General features: G+C 61.0%; 20 protein-coding genes. 12 read left to right on the plus strand and 8 right to left on the minus strand.

What is annotated here, in order from left to right; genetic code table 11:
* Positions 1-17: 17 nt before the first annotated feature.
* Entirely contained in the window at positions 18-503 is a 486-nt protein-coding gene (coaD, locus tag BN1119_RS10260) for a pantetheine-phosphate adenylyltransferase (RefSeq protein ID WP_041997535.1), read from the plus strand.
* Positions 504-541: 38 nt separating this feature from the next.
* On the opposite strand, the gene BN1119_RS10265 is transcribed toward coaD, so the two are convergent.
* The 6 genes from BN1119_RS10265 to radC form a co-directional block, all read right to left on the minus strand.
* On the minus strand, positions 542-1,417 hold the full coding sequence (locus BN1119_RS10265) for a VirK/YbjX family protein (RefSeq protein ID WP_041997620.1): 876 nt from the start codon (positions 1,415-1,417) through the stop codon (positions 542-544).
* A gap of 172 nt (positions 1,418-1,589) precedes the next feature.
* A complete protein-coding gene (mutM, locus tag BN1119_RS10270) occupies positions 1,590-2,402 on the minus strand; it encodes a bifunctional DNA-formamidopyrimidine glycosylase/DNA-(apurinic or apyrimidinic site) lyase (protein ID WP_041997538.1) in 813 nt (270 codons plus the stop codon).
* A 16-nt stretch (positions 2,403-2,418) separates the two neighbouring features.
* On the minus strand, positions 2,419-2,874 hold the full coding sequence (locus BN1119_RS10275) for a hypothetical protein (RefSeq protein WP_041997541.1): 456 nt from the start codon (positions 2,872-2,874) through the stop codon (positions 2,419-2,421).
* A 90-nt stretch (positions 2,875-2,964) separates the two neighbouring features.
* Complete coding sequence (gene rpmG, locus BN1119_RS10280) at positions 2,965-3,132, minus strand: 50S ribosomal protein L33 (protein ID WP_005323752.1); 168 nt, start codon at positions 3,130-3,132, stop codon at positions 2,965-2,967.
* Between the two features lie 11 nt (positions 3,133-3,143).
* Entirely contained in the window at positions 3,144-3,380 is a 237-nt protein-coding gene (gene rpmB / locus BN1119_RS20010) for a 50S ribosomal protein L28 (RefSeq protein WP_005307492.1), read from the minus strand.
* 136 nt (positions 3,381-3,516) lie between these two features.
* A complete protein-coding gene (gene radC, locus BN1119_RS10285; RefSeq protein WP_041997546.1) occupies positions 3,517-4,191 on the minus strand; it encodes a RadC family protein in 675 nt (224 codons plus the stop codon).
* A 144-nt stretch (positions 4,192-4,335) separates the two neighbouring features.
* Here radC and coaBC point away from each other — a divergent pair, with 144 nt between their 5' ends.
* The 4 genes from coaBC to mscS all read left to right on the plus strand — a co-directional run bounded on the left by coaBC (position 4,336) and on the right by mscS (position 7,821).
* Entirely contained in the window at positions 4,336-5,538 is a 1,203-nt protein-coding gene (gene coaBC, locus BN1119_RS10290; protein ID WP_041997550.1) for a bifunctional phosphopantothenoylcysteine decarboxylase/phosphopantothenate--cysteine ligase CoaBC, read from the plus strand.
* A 178-nt stretch (positions 5,539-5,716) separates the two neighbouring features.
* Positions 5,717-6,175: a dUTP diphosphatase gene (gene dut, locus BN1119_RS10295; RefSeq protein WP_041997552.1), complete on the plus strand. Its 459-nt coding sequence runs from the start codon at positions 5,717-5,719 to the stop codon at positions 6,173-6,175.
* A gap of 71 nt (positions 6,176-6,246) precedes the next feature.
* Positions 6,247-6,843 carry a nucleoid occlusion factor SlmA gene (gene slmA, locus BN1119_RS10300; protein WP_041997555.1) on the plus strand — a complete coding sequence of 199 codons (597 nt, stop codon included), beginning with the start codon at positions 6,247-6,249 and terminating at the stop codon, positions 6,841-6,843.
* A 141-nt stretch (positions 6,844-6,984) separates the two neighbouring features.
* On the plus strand, positions 6,985-7,821 hold the full coding sequence (gene mscS, locus BN1119_RS10305; RefSeq protein ID WP_041997558.1) for a small-conductance mechanosensitive channel MscS: 837 nt from the start codon (positions 6,985-6,987) through the stop codon (positions 7,819-7,821).
* Between the two features lie 56 nt (positions 7,822-7,877).
* Here the strand turns inward: mscS and pyrE are convergent, their stop codons facing one another.
* The gene (gene pyrE, locus BN1119_RS10310) at positions 7,878-8,531 is read right to left on the minus strand and encodes an orotate phosphoribosyltransferase (protein WP_010676102.1); all 654 of its coding nucleotides are present in this window, start codon (positions 8,529-8,531) and stop codon (positions 7,878-7,880) included.
* Positions 8,532-8,614: 83 nt separating this feature from the next.
* Entirely contained in the window at positions 8,615-9,331 is a 717-nt protein-coding gene (gene rph / locus BN1119_RS10315) for a ribonuclease PH (protein WP_041997563.1), read from the minus strand.
* Between the two features lie 147 nt (positions 9,332-9,478).
* On the opposite strand from rph, the gene BN1119_RS10320 reads away from it, so the two are divergent.
* The 7 genes from BN1119_RS10320 to BN1119_RS20445 all read left to right on the plus strand — a co-directional run bounded on the left by BN1119_RS10320 (position 9,479) and on the right by BN1119_RS20445 (position 19,844).
* Positions 9,479-10,342 carry a YicC/YloC family endoribonuclease gene (locus BN1119_RS10320; RefSeq protein WP_041997565.1) on the plus strand — a complete coding sequence of 288 codons (864 nt, stop codon included), beginning with the start codon at positions 9,479-9,481 and terminating at the stop codon, positions 10,340-10,342.
* Positions 10,343-10,732: 390 nt separating this feature from the next.
* Complete coding sequence (hcp1, locus tag BN1119_RS10325) at positions 10,733-11,251, plus strand: type VI secretion system effector Hcp1 (protein ID WP_025326621.1); 519 nt, start codon at positions 10,733-10,735, stop codon at positions 11,249-11,251.
* A 56-nt stretch (positions 11,252-11,307) separates the two neighbouring features.
* On the plus strand, positions 11,308-11,529 hold the full coding sequence (locus BN1119_RS10330) for a hypothetical protein (RefSeq protein WP_041997569.1): 222 nt from the start codon (positions 11,308-11,310) through the stop codon (positions 11,527-11,529).
* A 204-nt stretch (positions 11,530-11,733) separates the two neighbouring features.
* On the plus strand, positions 11,734-13,764 hold the full coding sequence (gene tssI, locus BN1119_RS10335) for a type VI secretion system Vgr family protein (protein WP_041997572.1): 2,031 nt from the start codon (positions 11,734-11,736) through the stop codon (positions 13,762-13,764).
* Positions 13,754-14,482 (plus strand): DUF4123 domain-containing protein, encoded by a 729-nt coding sequence (locus BN1119_RS10340; RefSeq protein WP_041997574.1) that lies wholly within the window; start codon positions 13,754-13,756, stop codon positions 14,480-14,482. The genes tssI and BN1119_RS10340 overlap by 11 nt, the downstream gene beginning before the upstream one ends.
* Complete coding sequence (locus tag BN1119_RS10345) at positions 14,479-19,386, plus strand: RHS repeat-associated core domain-containing protein (protein WP_041997575.1); 4,908 nt, start codon at positions 14,479-14,481, stop codon at positions 19,384-19,386. Before BN1119_RS10340 ends, BN1119_RS10345 begins: the two co-directional genes overlap by 4 nt.
* The gene (locus BN1119_RS20445) at positions 19,383-19,844 is read left to right on the plus strand and encodes a hypothetical protein (protein WP_157438652.1); all 462 of its coding nucleotides are present in this window, start codon (positions 19,383-19,385) and stop codon (positions 19,842-19,844) included. Before BN1119_RS10345 ends, BN1119_RS20445 begins: the two co-directional genes overlap by 4 nt.
* Positions 19,845-19,996 lie beyond the last annotated feature (152 nt).

A 19,996-nucleotide genomic window follows, 5' to 3' on the forward strand; every position in this document is an offset into this window, starting at 1 on the left:
TTGCAGGACGTCATCATATGAGCACCAGGGTTATCTATCCGGGGACCTTCGACCCCATCACCAATGGCCACACCGATCTGGTGGCGCGGGCCGCCAGCCTGTTCGATGAAGTCGTGGTCGGGGTGGCCAACAGCCCGAGCAAGCGGCCGCTGTTCGATCTGGCCGAGCGGGTCGCCCTGGCCAGCGAGGTCACGGCCCATCTTGGCAACGTCAAGGTGGTAGGCTTTTCAGGTCTGCTGGTCAACTTCGCCCGGGAGCAAAACGCCAACGTGCTGATCCGGGGCCTGCGCGCCGTCTCCGACTTCGAATACGAATTTCAGCTCGCCAACATGAATCGCCGTCTGATGCCGGAGCTCGAGAGCGTCTTCCTCACCCCGGCCGAGGAGAACTCCTTCATCTCGTCGAGCCTGGTGAAGGAGGTGGCCCTGCATGGCGGCGACATCCACCAGTTCGTCGACCCCAGGGTCGCCCGGGCCATCGCCGCCAAGCTGACCAAGCCCTGATCCCCTAAAAAGCAGAGCGGGCCCGAGCCCGCTCTGCATCATGCCTCCCGCTGCCACCGTTCCCGACAGGCGAGCGTCAGGGCATCCAGCCACTCGTAGCGACGCCGGTACATGGCCCGCTTCTTGGAAGCGATCTCCGTCAGCGGCTTGCGCACCACCGGGGCCAGGGTCACGAAGTTGGCATCCAGCACCTGGGCGCCAAACTCCTGCCACAACTCATCATAATCGGCCTGCAAATGGGCCTTCTGCTTGCTGCTGTAACGCCTGGCCTGGAACACATGGGCCCGCTTGCGCACCGCATTGACCCTGACGACCCCCATGGCTTCCGCCATCACCATCACCAGCATCACCACCAGCGACTTGGGCCGCAGACCGTGGCCCTCCTTGGTCAGCTCGCGCACCCGCTCCTGGGCCTGCGGGACATCGGGCTCCGGCCCCTGTACCGAGCCGATCACCAGGCTGAGGGCATCGGCCTGGCCCGCGAGGGAGAAGGCGCAGCTGTAGAGACGTCGACCCTGCGGATCCACGATGGAGACGGCCAGCTCGGCCTCCCGCCTAAAGGTGCCGTCATGGCGCAGCACGATGCGACAGCCGCTTAGGGGATAATGTCCCAGGGTCACCCCCTCCCCCAGGTAGAGGGGGGCAATCAATGCCGGATAGCATTGTTGCAACAGCCGGTAGTGTTCAATCAGCATGCTCGCCCGCTGCCGCGCACTGGCGCTGGCAAACCGATAGGGGCGCAGGGGTTTGTCGAGCAGTTCGGGGTACTGGGCGGGCAGCGCCTTGAGCGGCTCGCTGCGAAACAGCTCGAACACCTGGATCATGGCGCGGCGATAGAGCAGGCTGCGCAGCACGAACTTGCCGCGCTTGAAGCCCAGGCGGCGGCCACCGTCCGGGTAAAGATAACGGGCCATGGCCAGGGCGCCATAGCGGGGTTGGCGGGAGAGTTGCTCCCAGCCGAAGAGGGCCTTGCTCGTCATAACCGGATCTCCTGCCACCTGAATGGGGGGCGATCCTAGGATTGACGGCCGCGCACTGCAATCGGCTGGCAACACTTGCTTACAACTTCTCCAAATAAGTCCCTTGTCAATGCTGACACTGGCTGCAGAACACTGTGGTGCGCTGGCCGATGCGGATCTCGGTCAAGGGCTGCTGACACTGGTGGCAGGGCTGGCCCCCACGGCCATAGACCTGCAATTGCTGCACGAAGTAACCGGGCTTGCCATCGGCGCTGGTGAAGTCCTTGAGGGTGGTGCCCCCCTGGACAATGGCCGCCGCCAGCACCCGCTTGATCTCGGCCACCAGGGTCGTCAATCGCTCGCCGCTCACCTCGCCCGCCGCCCGTTTGGGATGGATGCTGGCGGCATAGAGCGCCTCGTTGGCGTAGATGTTGCCCACCCCGACCACCACATGATTATCCATCAGGAAGGTCTTGATGGCGGTGCTGCGCCCCCTGGCCCGCTCCCGCAGATAGTCGGCGTTGAAGGCGTCGGTCAGCGGCTCGGGCCCCAGCTTGGCCAGCAGGGCGTGGGCCTCGGCCGGCTCACGGGTCCAGAGCAGGGCCCCGAAGCGGCGCGGGTCGTTGAGCCGCAGCAGCTTGCCGTTGGCGAGCTCTATGTCCACGTGATCGTGCTTCTCGGCCGGGGTGCCGATGTCCAGCACCCGCAGGCTGCCGGACATGCCAAGGTGCAGGATGGCGGTGCCGAAGTCGGTCTCCAGCAGCAGGTACTTGGCGCGGCGACTGACCCTGTGGATGGTGAGGTTCACCAACTCCTGGATTTCACCTGGCACCGGCCAGCGCAGGCGGCCGTCTCGCACCACCACACGGGTGACCTGGATGCCGGTGAGCCAGGGGGAAATGCCCTGGCGGCTGACTTCGACTTCGGGTAATTCGGGCATCTCGTCCTCTTTGGGGTCAGGGTGCGGGTTTGAGCAGGTCACGATACTGATCGGCGGAGAGGGCCAGCCAGCGATCTTGCGCCAGACGAACGGCATAGCGGCCATTGTCCTGATAGAGCGCCAGAGTCATCGGCTCTCCCTGGCCCGCCAGCCAGACGGCCACCTCGACCGGCGCGCCGCGCAGCGGGTCACTCGACGGCAGCTGCCAGCCTTGCCATTGCGCGATCCGACCGGCCAGGGCACTGCTGTCCAGCCCCAGATCCGGCACGCTGCGCCAGCCCTGCCCAATCCGCTCAACGCGCCAGCTCGGGCCCTGCCAACTGAGTACCACGGCACTGTCAGGCAACAGGCCATGGTGCCGCTGGGCACTGTTTTCCTGCTGGGCCTGCTCGAGGCGATGCAGCAGCACTATCACCGCCAATACCGCCACTATGATGACGTTGTTCCAGCCTTTACGGCTCAGTTTTACCATGACAAGCCTCCGTTCGAGTCGGCAGTGTACTGAATTTGGGCCATAAAAAAACCCGGCACTAGGCCGGGCTTTTGCAACAAAACCAAGTGATTACTTGATTTTGCCTTCTTTGTAGATCACATGCTGACGAATCACGGGATCAAATTTCTTGATCTCCATTTTTTCGGGCATGGTGCGCTTGTTCTTGGTAGTGGTATAGAAGTGACCAGTACCGGCGCTGGAGTTCAGGCGAATCTTATCGCGAATACCTTTAGCCATGATCTAATTCCTTATACCTTAACGCCGCTGGCACGCAGTTCAGCCAGAACCACTTCAACGCCGCGCTTGTCGATGATACGCATGCCTTTTGCGGATACGCGCAGGCTTACGAAGCGTTTTTCACTCTCAACCCAGAAACGGTGAGTGTGCAGGTTCGGCAGGAAACGACGCTTGGTAGCGTTGTTAGCGTGCGAACGGTTGTTACCAACTGCCGGGCGCTTGCCGGTTACTTGGCATACTCTAGACATGTCAGTCTCTCCAAATCTTACTTCATTGCTCGAGCAAATATCTGCCCCGCTGGCCTTCGATTGCGGGGCAAACAGAAGGCGGCATTTTATACAGCATCCGTGATCAAAGATCAACTAATACAGAGCCAGAGCCCGGTTATAACCAACCACGCTCTGCAAAAGAAACCGTGATGCCGTCACCGATCACCAAGTGATCCAGCACTCTGATATCGATCAGGGCCAGGGCGGCCAAGATACGATCTGTGATCTGACGGTCGGCCCGACTGGGCTCGGCCACGCCAGACGGGTGATTATGCGCCAGAATGACGGCCGCTGCATTATGTTTGAGTGCTATCTGCACGATTTCTCTGGGCCAGACACTCGCCGAATCCAGGGTGCCGTAAAAAAGTTCGACAAACTTGATCACCCTGTGCTGGTTGTCGAGCAGCAGCAGGGCAAACACCTCCCGCGGCCGGTCCCGCAGCTGGGCCTGCAAATAGTCCCGGGTCAGCTGGGGCGAGGTGAGCGCATCCCCCCGCTGCAGCTGCTCGGCAAGATGACGCCGGCCCATCTCGAGCACCGCCTGCAACTGGGCATATTTGGCTGGCCCCAGGCCATGGGCGGCGCAGAACAGCTGCTGATCGGCCCCCAGCAATGCCCGCAGCGAACCAAACTCCCCCAACAACTGGCGCGCAAGATCCACGGCACTCAGGCCACTGACCCCGGTGCGCAGGAAGATCGCCAGCAGCTCGGCGTCGGAGAGTCCCGCCGCCCCCTGCAGCAACAACTTCTCCCGCGGACGCTCCCCTTCTGGCCACTCTTTGATACTCATATGTCACCCTCCCTGTACCGCCGAGCGAAACCGGGCAACGTTTGGCGAGAGCCTGACCACAAGTCGTCCATGTCAGCCTCTGTCGTCACCCTCAGGCTGTGTTATCTTAGCCGACCAGTCAGAAACGAGCCGGAAGCAAAGCAGATGAGATTGGCCGATAAACGCATCCTGTTGGGGATCAGCGGCGGCATTGCCGCCTACAAGAGTGCCGAACTGGTGCGCCGCCTGAAAGATCAGGGTGCCGAGGTGCGGGTGGTGATGACCCGCTCCGCCAAGGAGTTCATCACCCCGCTGACCCTGCAGGCGGTCTCTGGCCACCCCGTCGCCGATAGCCTGCTCGACCCCGCCGCCGAGGCGGGCATGGGCCACATCGAGCTGGCCAAGTGGGCCGATCTGATCCTGATCGCCCCGGCCAGTGCCAACCTGATGGCCCGCATGGCGGCCGGTATGGCAGACGAGCTGCTCACCACCCTCTGCCTGGCGACGCCGGCCCAAGTGGCACTGGCACCCGCCATGAACCAGCAGATGTATCTCAACGCCGCCACCCAGGCCAACCTCAAGACCCTGGCCAGCCGCGGCATCCTGCTGTGGGGGCCGGATTCCGGCAGCCAGGCCTGCGGCGACGTGGGCCCGGGTCGCATGCTGGATCCCCTGGCACTGGTGGAGCGCTGCTGCCAGCAGCTGGCCGTCGAACCGCTGTTGGCGGGGGTCACATTGCTACTCACCGCAGGGCCGACCCGGGAGGCCCTGGATCCGGTGCGTTACATCAGCAACCACAGCTCCGGCAAGATGGGCTATGCCATCGCTCGCGCCGCCCGTGAGGCAGGCGCCGACGTCACTCTGGTGAGCGGACCCGTCGCCCTGGCCACGCCACAGGGGGTCGAGCGGATCGACGTGGAGAGCGCTCAGCAGATGCACCAGGCAGTGATGAGCCGGGTCGGCGCGTGCGATCTCTTCATCGGCTGCGCCGCCGTGGCGGATTATCGTCCGGCGCAGGTGGCTCCTCAGAAGATCAAGAAGAGCGGCGACAACGATCAGATGACCCTGGCCCTGGTCAAGAATCCCGACATCATCGCCGCCGTGGGCGCCCTGGCCGAAAAGCCGTTTACCGTGGGATTTGCCGCCGAAACCGTGGATGTGGAACAATACGCCCTCGATAAATTGCGACGAAAGCGGCTGGACATGATCGCCGCCAACGATGTCTCCCAAGCCGGGCAGGGCTTCAATGCCGATGACAACGCCCTCGCCGTTTTCTGGCAAGGAGGGCAGGCCACCCTGCCCCTGGCCGACAAGCTGACACTGGCCCGTCATCTTGTCGCCCTGATTGCGCACCATTATCGATCATGAGCCCATTGAACATGCCGGGAGCCCCGCAGGCTCCCGCAGTACTACCCGATCGCCCCCGGGCGATCCCATTGAAAAACGGTTCATGACGACACCGATGGCGTCGAAGATCCCGGGCGCTCACGTAAGCGCCTACTGAACCACCCGATCGCCCCCGGGCGATCCCATTGAAAAATGATTCATGACGACACAAATTGAACTGAAGATCCTGGATGCCCGCATCGGCACCGAATTTCCCCTGCCCGCCTATGCCACACCGGGTTCAGCCGGCATGGATCTGCGTGCCCTGCTCGATCAGGCCATCACGCTGGCACCGGGTGAAACCACCCTTATCCCCACCGGCCTCGCCATCCATATTCAGGATCCGGGTCTGTGCGCTACCATCTTGCCCCGCTCCGGCCTCGGCCATAAGCACGGTATCGTGCTGGGCAACCTGGTCGGTCTCATCGATTCCGACTACCAGGGACAGCTGATGATCTCGGTGTGGAACCGGGGCAACGACAGCTTCACCGTTCAGCCCGGCGAGCGCATCGCCCAGCTGGTGATCCTGCCAGTGGTTCAGGCTCGCTTCCAATTGGTCGATGAGTTCAATCAGAGCGAGCGAGGTGAAGGCGGTTTTGGTTCTTCTGGTCGCCAATAACAAGACCCGGCGCAGCCCCTGGCTGCGGCGCTAAATAACAGAATCAAGCCATTGTTTTTTTAGGGGAATCCATGGCAAGCAGTAATCAGAAACAGAGTCGACGCGACCAGATCCTGCAGGCGCTCGCCCACATGCTGGAGACCAGCCCGGGTCAGCGCATCACCACGGCCCGGCTCGCGGCCGAGGTGGGTGTCTCGGAGGCGGCCCTCTATCGTCACTTTCCCAGCAAGGCACGGATGTTTGAGGGGCTGATCGACTTCATCGAGGATTCCCTGCTGTCACGGGTCAACATGATCCTGGCCGACGAGAAGGACACCATGGCCCGCTGCCACCACATACTGCAGCTGCTGCTGGTGTTTGCAGAGCGCAACCCGGGCATCACCCGCATCCTCAATGGCGATGCCCTGCTGGGGGAGCATGACAGGCTGCGGGACCGCATCAGCATCCTGTTCGACAAGCTGGAGACCCAGCTCAAGCAGGTGCTGCGGGAGAAGCGGTTGCGGGAGGGGCAGGGCTTTCAGCTGGACGAGACCATGCTGGCCAACCTGCTGCTGGCCTATACCGAGGGCCGGATCAGCCAGTTCGTGCGCTCCGAGTTCAAGCTCAAGCCAACGGCGGATTTCGAAGATCAGTGGCAGTTCATCCGCAGCCAGCTGCTGCAGAGCTGACTCTGCCTATATGAGAGGAGGCCCTTGGCCTTCTCCTTGTTTTATGGCAGAACTGAACGGGTCTCGACCACCTGCGACCCAGGTTGTCGCACCATGCTGCTATAGTCCGACGTTTTGATGAATTAACCCACAGGAAGTTCTATGGAACCCGAAATCATTGCCGAAGCGCAAACCTGGCTGGTCAACAATCAGGGTCTGCTCATCGAGTACGGCGTCAACATCGCCGCCGCCCTGGTCACCCTGCTCATCGGTTATCTCGCCGCCAACCTGATCAGCAACGGCGTCGAGCGCGTCATGAAGGCCCGCAACCTCGACACTACCGTGACCCACTTCGTCGGCAGCGTGCTCAAGTATGCCCTGCTGGTGTTCGTCGTCATCGCCGCCCTGGGCCGGGTCGGGGTGCAGACCGCCTCCTTCGTCGCCATTATCGGTGCCGCCGGCCTGGCCATCGGTCTGGCGCTGCAAGGCTCCCTTTCCAACTTTGCCGCCGGCTTCCTGCTGATCATCTTCCGCCCCATCAAGGCCGGTGAGTTCATCGAGGTGGCTGGCACCTCAGGATCGGTGCAGTCGGTACAGCTGTTCACCACGACCCTCACCTCGCCGGACAACAAGATGGTGGTGGTGCCCAACTCCGCCATCCTCAACGGCAACATAGTCAACTACTCGCGCATGGACACCCGTCGGGTCGACATGACCTTCGGCATCGGCTATGGCTCTGATCTGCGCAAGGCCAAGCAGCTGCTGGAGCGGCTGATCAGCGAGGAGCCCCGTATCCTGAAGGATCAGGCCGTCACCATCGCCGTCGGTGCCCTGGCCGACTCCTCGGTCAATATCGTGGTGCGCCCCTGGGTCAAGACCGCCGACTACTGGGGCGTCTGGTTCGATTTCCACGAGAAGGTGAAGCTGGCCTTCGATGCAGAAGGCATCGAGATCCCCTTCCCGCAGATGGCGCTGCACATGCAAAAGCAGGTCGCCTGACCATGAAAAAGCCGCTCGATGAGCGGCTTTTTTTATGCTGATGGCGCCAACCGCCGTCAGATGCCGTATTGGGCGCGATAGGCCTTCATGGCCGCCAGTTGCGCCGCCAGCTCCGGCTGCTCGGCCTGCTTCTCTTCCAGATACTGGATCAAATCGCTCATCTGGATGATGGCGATGATGTGGGCGCCGTAGTCACGCTCCACTTCCTGGATGGCGGAGAGCTCGCCCTTGCCCTTCTCCTGACGGTCCAGGGCGATCAGCACCCCGGCCAGGGAGGCGCCGTTGGCCTGGATCAGATCCATGGATTCGCGGATGGCGGTCCCGGCGGTGATGACATCGTCCACCAGCATGATGCGCCCCTTGAGCGGGCTGCCCACCAGATTGCCGCCCTCGCCGTGATCCTTGGCCTCCTTGCGGTTGAAGCACCAGGGCACGTCCACGTCGTGCTGCTCCACCAGTTGCACCGCGGTGGCGGAGGCGATGGGGATCCCCTTGTAGGCCGGGCCAAACAGCACGTCGAATTCGATGCCGGCATCCATCAGGGCGGCGGCATAGAAGCGGCCGAGGCGGGCCAGGTCGCGGCCGCTGTTGAACAGGCCGGCGTTGAAGAAGTAGGGGCTCTTGCGGCCGGATTTCAGGGTGAATTCACCGAATTTGAGAACCTGTTTCTCCAGGGCGAACTCGATAAATTGACGCTGGTAGGCTTTCATTCTGGCTCCTTGCTTGGCTTGTCGTTGACTGGTGTGGGGGTATAAAAAAACGCGGTCAATGCCGCGTTTTTCAAATCAGAAATTCAAGCGAGCGCCTGCTTCTGCAGCGCTATGATGTCGTCGATGCCGCCCTTGGCCAGCGCCAGCATCGCCAGCAGCTCCTCGTGGGTGAAGGGCTCGGCCTCGGCGGTGCCCTGCACCTCTATGATGCGGCCGTCTTCGGTCATCACTACGTTCATGTCGGTCTCGGCGGCGGAGTCTTCCACATACTCCAGATCGCAGATGGCTTCGCCCTGATACATGCCGACGGAGACGGCGGCGATCATCTGCTTGAGCGGGCTCTGCTTGAGCATGCCCTTCTCGACCATCCAGTTCAGCGCGTCCACCAAGGCCACGCAGGCGCCCGTGATGGCGGCGGTGCGGGTGCCGCCGTCGGCCTGCAGCACGTCACAGTCCACCGTGATGGAGTGCTCGCCCAGGGCGGTCAGGTCCACGGCGGCGCGCAGGGAGCGGGCGATCAGCCGGGAGATCTCCAGGGTGCGACCGCTCTGCTTGCCGGCAGCCGCCTCGCGGTTCATGCGCGAATGGGTGGAGCGCGGCAGCATGCCGTACTCGGCGGTGACCCAGCCCTGACCCTTGCCTTTCAGGAAGCGCGGCACGCTGGTGTCGACGCTGGCGGTGCACAGCACGCGGGTGTGGCCGAACTCCACCAGCACAGATCCTTCCGCATGCTTGGTGAAGTTGCGGGTGATGGTAACCGGGCGCACTTGCGCGGCGCTGCGATCGCTGGGACGGGACATGGGACTGACCTCTGGGCTGGCTCAAATTGGCGGGGGATTATAAGTGATCCCGCCCCAAATATCAGCCGCTAAAACCACGCCGTCGGCTGACGGGGCAAGCCCGGCTGAGTATACTGGCCACACACTTCATCAAGCCCGGAACAATCAATGATTCACAGCATGACCGCCTACGCCCGCAAGGAATTCAAGGGCGACTGGGGCACAGCCGTTTGGGAAATTCGTTCGGTCAACCAGCGCTATCTGGAAACCTACATCCGCCTGCCGGAGCAACTGCGCAGCCTGGAGCCGGTTCTGCGTGAGCGTTTCCGCGCCAAGCTGCAGCGCGGCAAGGTGGAGTGCAACCTGAGGTTCGAGGCCGCGCAGGCCGCCGCCAGCCAGCTCCACATCAATGAAGAGCTGGCCAGGCTCATCATCGACAGTGCCAACTGGGTAATGAAAGAGGCGGGCCAGGGCCAGCTCAACCCGGTGGACGTGCTGCGCTGGCCGGGTGTCATGGCCGCCGCCGAGCAGGACATGGACGCGGTCGCCACCGAGCTGCTCGGCGGTTTCGATCTGACCATGGAAGATTTCCTCGCCTCCCGCGCCAGCGAAGGGGCCAACCTCAAGGCACTGATCCAGCAGCGTCTGGACGGCATCCAGGTGGAAGTGAAGAAGGTGCGCGAGCACCTGCCCTTGATCATCGAGTGGCAGCGCCAGAAGCTCACCGACCGCCTGGCCGAGGCCAAGGTGGAGCTGGATCCGGCCCGCATCGAGCAGGAGATCGTGCTGCTGGCCCAGAAGATCGACGTGGCCGAAGAGCTGGATCGCCTGGAGATGCACATCGGCGAGACCATCAAGATCATGAAGAAGGGGGGCGCCTGCGGCCGTCGCCTCGACTTCATGATGCAGGAGTTCAACCGCGAGTCAAACACGCTGGGCTCCAAGTCCATCAACGCCGAGGTGACCCAGTCCGCCGTCGAGTTGAAGGTCCTCATCGAGCAGATGCGCGAGCAGATCCAGAACATTGAGTGATGCTTGCTTGAACATCACCTGATGCCAGAGAGACGAGCCCTTGCTCCACAAGGGCTCTTTACGCTTCGGCTCGATGGCAAAGCCGCCCCCTCGCCATATAAGCCGGGCCGGACACCCTATCTCACCGCCCCAAAACAGACAGATTGACTGATTGACGCAATTTGTTGCGCACCATCCAGCATGAACATCCAAGCTGCAACCGATGCCAGCGATTTCCTCTGACATGCGCAACTAATTGCGCGCCCAAGCCAAGCTCCATATCACCATGAAGAATAACTTATTATTAAACAATGGCTTATATTAAGCCTATTCATTGGCACGCTTCTTGGTTCAGTGCTGGTCGGGTTGCGCATGTGCGCCGCCATCCATCACTCAACCAGGAGCATTACCATGCCAACTCCGTGTTATATCAGCATCGAAGGTAAAACCCAGGGCAACATCACTGCCGGTGCCTTCACCTCTGACTCCGTCGGCAACATCTTCGTGCAGGGCCATGAAGACGAGATGCTGGTACAAGAGTTCCAGCACGTGGTCACTGTGCCGACCGATCCGCAATCCGGTCAGCCTGCCGGCCAGCGTGTCCACAAGCCGTTCAAGTTCACCGTGGCCCTGAACAAGGCCGTACCGCTGATGTACAACTCCCTCGCCTCCGGCGAGATGCTGCCGAAAGTGACCCTGAAGTGGTACCGCACCTCGGTCGAAGGCAAGCAGGAGCACTTCTTCTCCACCGTGCTGACCGACGCCACCATCGTCGACATCGACTGCCAGATGCCCCACTGCCAGGATCCGGCCAACGCCGACTTCACCCAGCTGATCCAGGTCTCCCTGGCCTATCGCAAGATCGACTGGGAGCACACAGTGGCCGGCACCTCGGGTGCTGACGACTGGCGCGCACCGATCGAAGCCTGATGCCGCACGAGGGAGCCTGATCGAGGCTCCCTCTCGTCTCCATAGATCGAGGACAAATGATGCCAAGAGAATCCTTCTATCCGGATACGGGTGAACCCCATATCCATCTGCACAGGGGCGGGGCCACCTTCACCGACATAGGCCACAGCCACAGAACCCTGGTCAATGGCTCTCTGGTCTACCGAGGAGTCATCCGGGAAGTCATTGCCGAGCTGGAAACCAGAGGCGATGCCCGCAGTCGGCAAATCGCCAGTTATATCCAGAGCAATCTCGCCTGATGCCAGGGCCGGCGCCACGGCCCTCTTCATCCGCAGACCCGCCTCTTTCTATTGCCCACTTGCCAGATGAGCGGGCAGCAGAAAGATAACGATGACCCCCTATCCCGCGCCGTCACAGGCGTGCGGTAGCCATGGCGCCGAAAAAGTTGCTCCCATGGCACATCTCTTACCCTCCCCAGACGGGGAGCTGACCCGCGAGGCCCCATGGCAGACAACACAGGATTGCAGTTCACCGCCCGGGTGGGCACCCTGCCCGAGACCACCTTCGCCGTGGCCGGGTTCAGCCTGGATGAGCGCCTGAGCGGCCCCTTCACGCTGACCATTGACCTCGCCAGCCACCAGGCCGACATCCCCTTCGCCGAGGTGCTCGACCAGCCCTGCGAGCTGCTGGTCTGGTACCACGGCGAGCTGCAGCGCCGGGTCTGCGGCGTGGTCAGCGACATGGTGCAAGGGGACAGCGGCTTTCGCCGCACCCGCTACCAGGTCGTCGTCAGGCCCGCCCTCTGGCGTCTCTCCCTGCGTCGCAACGCCCGCATCTTCCAGGCGCAAAAACCTGAAGAAATCATCAGCATACTGCTGCAAGAGTCCGGTATCACCGACTATGCCTTCGCCCTGAAACACGACCACCCCCAGCGGGAATACTGCGTCCAGTACCGCGAGAGCGACCTCGAGTTCGTCGAGCGCCTCGCCGCCGAAGAGGGGCTCTTCTATTTTCACGAGTTCGAGGCGGGCAAGCACCGCATCGTCTTTGCCGACGATGCCGCCGCCCTGACCCCGGGCCCCGCGCTCTTCTTCAATCTCGGCAACCGCTCCCTGGAGCAGGGGCCTTATGTACGCCAGTTCCACTACCGCGAATCGGTGCGCACCAGCGAGGTGGAGCTGAAAGACTACAGCTTCAAGACCCCGGCCTATGGCCTCTCCCATCATGTCGTCGGCAGCGCCCTCGACCATCAACGGGATGGCTATCAGCATTTTGACTACCCGGGCCGCTTCAAAGCCGACCCAAGCGGCAAGGCCTTCAGCCAGTACCGGCTCGACGCCCTGCGCCAGGACGCCATGACGAGCCAGGGCCAGTCCAACTGCGCCGCCCTGTTGCCGGGGCAGCGTTTCTCCCTGAGCGAGCACCCCAACGACAGCCTCAACACCGACTGGCAGATTGTCCATGTCCGCCACATCGGCAAGCAGCCCCAGGCCCTGGAAGAGGAAGGGGGCGATGGCGCCACTACCCTTGGCAACGACTTCCATGTGGTCAAGGCCCAGCAGAGCTGGCGCCCCGCCATTCCCCACAAACCCATGGTGGACGGCCCCCAGGTCGCCTTCGTGGTGGGACCCGAGGGGGAGGAGATCTATTGCGACGAGCACGGCCGGGTCAAGCTGCAATTCCCCTGGGACCGCTATGGCTCGAGCAGCGACCAAAGCTCCTGCTGGGTACGGGTGAGCCAGGGCTGGGCCGGCGGTCAGTACGGCATCATGGCCATTCCCCGCATCGGTCACGAGGTGATCGTTTCCTTCCTGGAAGGGGACCCGGATCAGCCCATCGTCACCGGGCGCACCTATCACGCCACCAACCGGCCGCCCTACGAGCTGCCTACCCACAAGACCCGCACCGTGCTGCGCACCGAGACCCACCAGGGGGAGGGCTTCAACGAGCTGCGCTTCGAGGATCAGGCGGGCCAGGAGGAGATCTATATCCACGGTCAGAAAGACCTGAACCTGCTCATCGAAAACGACGCGGCCTGGCACATCAAGCACGACGAGCATCGGGATATCGACAATGAGCGGGTGACCCGCATCAAGGCCAACGACCATCTCAGCGTCGATGGCGAGAAGCGCGACCAGATCAAGGGGGACTATTCCCTCACCGTGGATAGCTCACTGCATCAGAAGCTGGGACAGAGCTGGCTCGGCCAGGCGGGCCAGCAGATCCACATCAAGGCAGGGGCCAAGGTGGTGCTGGAGGCGGGCTCGGAAATCACCGTCAAGGTCGGTGGCAGCTTCCTCAAGGTCGATGGCGGTGGTGTCACCCTGGTCGGCCCCACCATCAAGATGAACTCCGGCGGCGGCCCGGGTGCGGGTGCTGGCTGGGCAGGCAAGGTGCCAGTCACCCCCCAAGGCGTCACTTCACCCCCCCCGCCCAAGGCCCCCCTCAGCGCGGCACAAGTCGCCACTATGAAGAGTGCCGCCCCCTTCTGCGAAGAGTGCGAGAAGTGCAAGGAGGGCGCTTGTGATCTCTGAGTCTCTTCCCCTCGGCGACTGGTTGCAGACGCTCAACGGCGCGCCTCTGTATGCTGTGCTGGCCGGGGCTAGCGATGCCTCACCCTTGCTGCATTATTATCGGCTCGATGGCCGAGACATGCCCCAGGGGCTCTACCTCAGCACACCTTACGCAGATTGGCATGCAGTCATGCCCTATCTGGTGCCCCTGCGCAGCGACAGCCCCTTCTTGCCGTGGATGGCGGAGTGTGAGGCCCAGGATTGGGGGTTTGTGCTCAGCCAGCCAGACAATACCGAACTCCATGGTCACCTGCAGGGGTTGACCCAGGTCTTCCATCAAGGCAGCGCCGTCTTCTTTCGGTATTGGGACAGCCCCTATCTGACACGGATCGTGGCCGCCCTGGCGGATGAGTTTCCCAAATTAATCCCCGGCATTGCGGCGCTCTGGGCCGGGGGACATGCCTTTCGCTGGGACACCAGCCCGCCGATGCCCCCTCGCCCCTATCCCTGGTGGACTGTACCTCCCGCCCTGGCCAACACCTTGGCCAGTCAGGAAAAGCACACCCTGATCAACAACTTGATGCAGCAGCTTGCCGAGCAGAACGGCCAACTCTACTGGTCTTTTCCCCAAGCCAATTTACGCCATAAGGTCGCCCGCTTTCTTGAGCTGCGCCAACCCCATTCAGCCGATGTATTGCCAGCGCTCGAGGCAGCGCTGCTCAAAGAGGTTCAAGCATGAGCAACGCCGGACAACAGCTCTTCAGCCAAGTCATCAAGGATTACCAGCAATCACTAGCCGCCTATCGCAAGGATGCCGAGAGTTACTGGCTGGGTGAAACCTTCGGCATGAACATGGAGCAGACCATCAAGGTGGGCGATCAAAAGATCACCGCCAGCACCAGCAGCAGCGAGGTCGAGTCCGTCGTCACCCAGTGCCCGCTCAGCGGGACCTTGCGCCTGGTCCATATGTTCGAATCGGTACGCTTCATCCCCATAGGCAACACCCCTTACAAGATAGAGCCGGTGAAGCGGGTCAAGGGCCGCTATGTCAATGACGGGCCGATCAAGAGCGGCACCCTGGATGCCAAGGGCATCGCCGAAGTGGTTCAGCTCGAGCCCGGTAAATCCTATCGGGTCAGCTTCTATCCCGACTTGCACAAGAGCGACCTGGAGACATTGTTTGCCTCCTACGCCCCCGTGCAGGCCGACCTGGTGGCCTGGTTAACCCAGGAGTGGAACGCGAGCCTGAGCCAGGACTGGGACAGGTACACGGCATCCGGCGCAGGCTTGGGCAGCCATGCTGGCGCAGCAGTGAGCGGCATAGGCAAGGCCCTGGTGAGTGTCTGGGATGATCTCAAGACCATCTACGACTTGCTGGCACACCCTCAGGAGAACCTCGAGAAACTGGCCGAATTCGGAATAGACGCAGCCGCCATGGCGGCAACCGGAGCATCCCAGATCGAGGCTGGCCTGCTGGTGTTGCAGGATGAGGCCCTTCTCTACCTCTATGCCAATGCCCTGATAAGTTGGCTCAGGCTGCTGCCTCCGGATCAGCAGACGGAGTTTGGTGCCCAGGTGGTCGCCACCGTGCTCTTCGATGTACTGGTCGGTGTGGTGCTGACCGGGGGAGCCGGACTCGCCGCCCGCTATGGCGTGAAGGCAATCGGTGCGGCCAAACAGAGCGAGCGCATCACCCGGCTGGTGGGCGCCCTGGTCGAACTCTCCAAGAAACATAATCTGGCGCAGCACGCCCAGGGGGTAAAGAAGGTGCTGCTGGCCGGGGAAAACAAGCTCAATCCAGGCAAGAAGGCCAATCTGGATCTGGTCGATGGCGGCACGACCACCAAGCTCGAGCAGGGTACGGCCGTGACCCGTGATCACCACGCCACCACCCGTATCGAGCAGGCTGACAACACCCCTGACAGTTCCAGCCCGGCCACCACGGGCTCTGGCCATGCAAGCCAGCGAGAAAACGAAACCTGCCTGAACAACTGCCCCGTCTCCATGGTCACGGGGGAAGAGCTGCTGGCCCTGGACGATGGCCAGTTGCCCGGCATGCTGCCGTTCACCTTTACCCGTCTCTATCGCACCTCGGCCGTGGCCATGGACAGCGGCATGGGGGCAGGGTGGAGCCATAGCCTGAGCCATCGCCTGGCACGTCACGGTGACACCCTGACCTGGTGGGACAGCGAGGCCAAGGCCATCACCCTGCCCCATCCGACCCGACAGATGCCCATGGCCACCAACCGGCTCGCCAAAGCCGCCGTTTATCTGGGAGATGACGCAGATGAAGTCATCGTGGCCCAGGCCGACTCTCCCTTCCTCCATTTTCGCTGGCAGGGCAACACAGGTCGGTTGACCGCTCTCTCCGATACCTATGGCAATCGCCTGGAAGTCCGCCATGACGACCAGGGCCGCCCGAGCCGAGTCGAGAACCAGGCTGGTCTGGCATTGCGTCTGCGCCATGACAACCGGCGGATCACCGCCATCGAATTGCAGCGCTTCGACGGCATCCAGTGGCAGAGCCTGACGACCCTGCAGCGCTATCACTACAACTCGCAGGGCCAGCTCGGCGCCGCCGAGAATGGGGCCGGTGAGCGGGAATGCTACGAGTACCGGGCCGATGGCGTGATCCTGGCGCGGCGTCTGGCTGGCGGGGCCAGCTTCTTCTGGGAGTGGCAGGGAGAGGGACACCTTGCCCGTGCCATCCGCCACTGGAGCGACGTCGCCGGCTTCGATGTGCGCTACGACTGGGACGATGAAAAGGGCCAGGTCACGGTCAACAACGCCGATGGCAGTCAGGAAGTCTACCAGCATGATGACAATGCCCGGCTGATCCGCCAGCAAGATCCTGACGGAGCCGTCAGCGAGTTTGTCTACAACGACAAGGGCCAGAAGGTGCTGGCGCGCGATGGGCTGGGGGCCGAGACCCGCTACCAGTATGACGATCGGGGTCAGCTCAGCCTGGAAATCGCCCCCGATGGCAGCCAGACCGTCTACCACTACTGGGATGGCAAGCTGCGCAAGCTGGAGCAAGGCGATCGGGAGTGGCGCTTCGAGCACAACGAGCAGGGAGACCCTGTCCGCCGCCTGGATCCCCTGGGCCAGCAGACCCGTTACGGTTACACGGCCCAGGGCAAGCTGGCCTGGGTGGAGCAAGCCGATGGCAGCCGCATCCAGCTTGGCTGGAACCGGCTAGGCCAGCTGATCGAGGAGAAGGCGGCCGATGGCACTCTGACCCGCTGGCGCTATGACGAGCGTGGCCGCCAGATCCTGCGGCAGGACGCCAGAGGAGCCATCACCCGCTATGAGTGGGACGACGCAGATCGTCTGCGCCAGATCACCCTGCCCGGCGGCGGCACCCGTCGTTTTCAATACAACCCCTATGGCAAGGTCACCCATGAATGGGACGAGCAGGGCCGCGAGACCCGCTACGAATACCATGATCGGCTGCATCTGATCAGTCGGCGCATCAACCCAGATGGCAGCGAGCTCAAGTATCGCTACGACAATGCCAAGCGGTTTCTGAGCCAGATCGAGAACGAACATGGCGAGCAGCATCGCATTCACTATCATCCCAACGGCCTGGTGGCCGAAGAGACAGGATTCGATGGCCGCACCAGCCGCTATGCCTATGACCTGAACGGTCGCCTGACTGAAAAGACCGAGGTCGGCCGCTCGGGCACCGAGCTGGTTACCCTCTATCGACGCGATGTCATGGGCCGCCTGACCAGCAAGGTGCTGCCCGATGGTCAAGAGATCAGCTTCCACTATGATGCACACGGCCAGCTCACCTCGGTAGAGGACGGTCACTGGCCCCTGGCCTTCAGCTATGACAAGGCGGGCAGGCTGACCGCCGAGCATCAGGGCTGGGCCTCCAGCTACTTCAAGCACGACGCCCTGGGCCAGCTAAGCCAATGGCGGCTGCCCGATGGCAACCGCCTCGACTACCAGCATCACAATGGCACCCTGACCGGGATCGATCTCAATGGGAGCGAGCTGACACGCCACCAGATCGTCGCCGGGCTTGAGTTGCGCCGCAGCCAGGGCGCCCTCAGCCAGCAGTATGAATATGACGAGCAGGGTCGGCTCACGGCCCTGAGGCTGCAGGCAGGGCAGCAGATCACCCATCAGCGCCAATACGGCTATGACAGAAGCGGCAACCTGCTGCACATCCGGGACAGTCAGCAGGGAGAGAGCCGCTATGACTATGACCCTCTTGACCGGCTGCTGGAGGTGCGCGGCGATCTGAGCGAACGCTTCCTGCACGATCCCGCCGGCAACCTGCTCAGCCAGACCCAGGGCAGCGCCTTCACCAGCGCCCGCACCCAGGGCAACCGCCTGCTCTTTAGCGGTGATCGTCACTTCGACTATGACGAGTTTGGCCGCCTGACGACAGAGCGGTGCGGCAAGGGCCAAGCCCTGGTCACCCGCTATGAATACGACTGCCAGCATCGACTGATCCAGGCCGAGCTGCCTGATGGCAGTACGGCTCGCTACCACTACGACGCCTTTGGCCGCCGCATTCGCAAGACCCTCGCTCGGCAGGGACAGGATCCGCTCATCACCGAGTTCCTGTGGCAGGCCAACAACCTCATCGCGGAAAGCTGCAGCGACGACACCTATCGCAGCTTCATTTACGAGCCAGGCAGCTTCAGGCCCCTGGTGCAACTGGAGGGAGAAGGGGAAGCGGCAGAGCCATATCACTACCAGCTCGATCAGATAGGCACCCCACTGGCACTCACCAGCCATAGCGGTCAGACCGCCTGGCGAGTGCGCTATCGCGCCTATGGCAATGTCTGGAAGCAGGAAATCGCCGAGGTCGAGAGCCCGCTCCGTTTTCAGGGCCAGTACCATGACGCCGAAACCGGGCTGCACTACAACCGCCACCGCTACTACCAGCCCGACACGGGTAGATTTATCACCCCCGACCCTATTGGCTTACTCGGTGGATTAAATAACTATCGATATGGAACCAATCCTGCGAGATGGGTTGATCCGTTAGGCCTGAGCAATCAAGATGTACTGTGTCCTGGCGGCGCGGTAAAAGCTGCAAATACAGCTGGCGCAACCAAGCCCGCGGATATGCCGATAACACAGGATAAATATGACGAGATAATAAACCTCGAGCGAGGCAACCGTCCTGAAAACCCCAAGTCATATCTTCCTAGTGAGTATGTTGATGCCCATGAGAAGCTGTTCGAAGAGCAAGGCGGTGGTTTTTTTCAATTTGCTAACTGGCTCAACCCAAAGAGTCCTCACAAAACACTCCCCAAAGGGAAATTTGTCGGACTATCTGGAGATATGGATGTAGTATTTGACAATGCGAAGAAAATTCAAGATCCAATGAGCCGAGCAAGATACTTGGATAAAGAGCTTGCGCTAGGCTTAAATGAAGTCCAGCTACAAGAAATCAGCCAAAGTGAGATCTACTATATTAGAATCAAGCCAGGCGACAAGCGATTCAATTACAAAATGCCCACAGGAAATGAGCCAGGGGCACTTTCAGGAGAGTGGGTTCCTGGTGGGAAAACTAAAGGCGGAGCAAAAGAAGCCGCACTACATGGCGCAGAAAAAATCAAACACGATGGTTATGTGGATAAACTTATTAGCTATTTCGATGACGCGACGAGACTACAATGATGAAATTATATGAAGGTGTGGAATTTGTATCAGAGTTCAAGAAAAACCCATGTAACTTCTTTAAAGGAAAGGAAGGCTTCTTAGTGGTAGACCGCGATTGGGGAGATCATAGCCACCACCGCTCAATAAAGTACCTCCTCACATATATTGAGAGGGGGATGTTATCACTGCAAGACCTTGAGGAAGGAGTGAATATATTTATATGTTCGCTAGACAAAGACTGTGAAGACGACTTATTTCAACTGACCGCAAACGCTTGCTATATCTACTGCTCAATATATGAAGATAACTTTTACCAGTATAGATTGAAAGATGACTTTTTTTTGCCTGGGCACGCTTGTCATAACGAAGCAAAAAGATACATTGAGAGCGTAAGTTTTAATTACAGCGATCAACACTACGTCTCTTTAATAAAGAAAGAATACCCTCAATCAGGTTTAGCAAACATTCTACGCTGATGCTTCTCTTTGCATGAAAGCAGTACCTATACTAGCTGAGCACTTTAAAGTGACTTATAGAAAAAATACTTAATAAACGAGCGCATGATTAAATAAATTTAAACAAGAATATTGCAACACCCACTATTTTTACCAAAGCGTTGTGGGTTAAG

Origin of the sequence: Aeromonas bivalvium (assembly GCF_000819765.1) — a bacterium.
Classification (GTDB): Bacteria; Pseudomonadota; Gammaproteobacteria; order Enterobacterales; family Aeromonadaceae; genus Aeromonas; species Aeromonas bivalvium.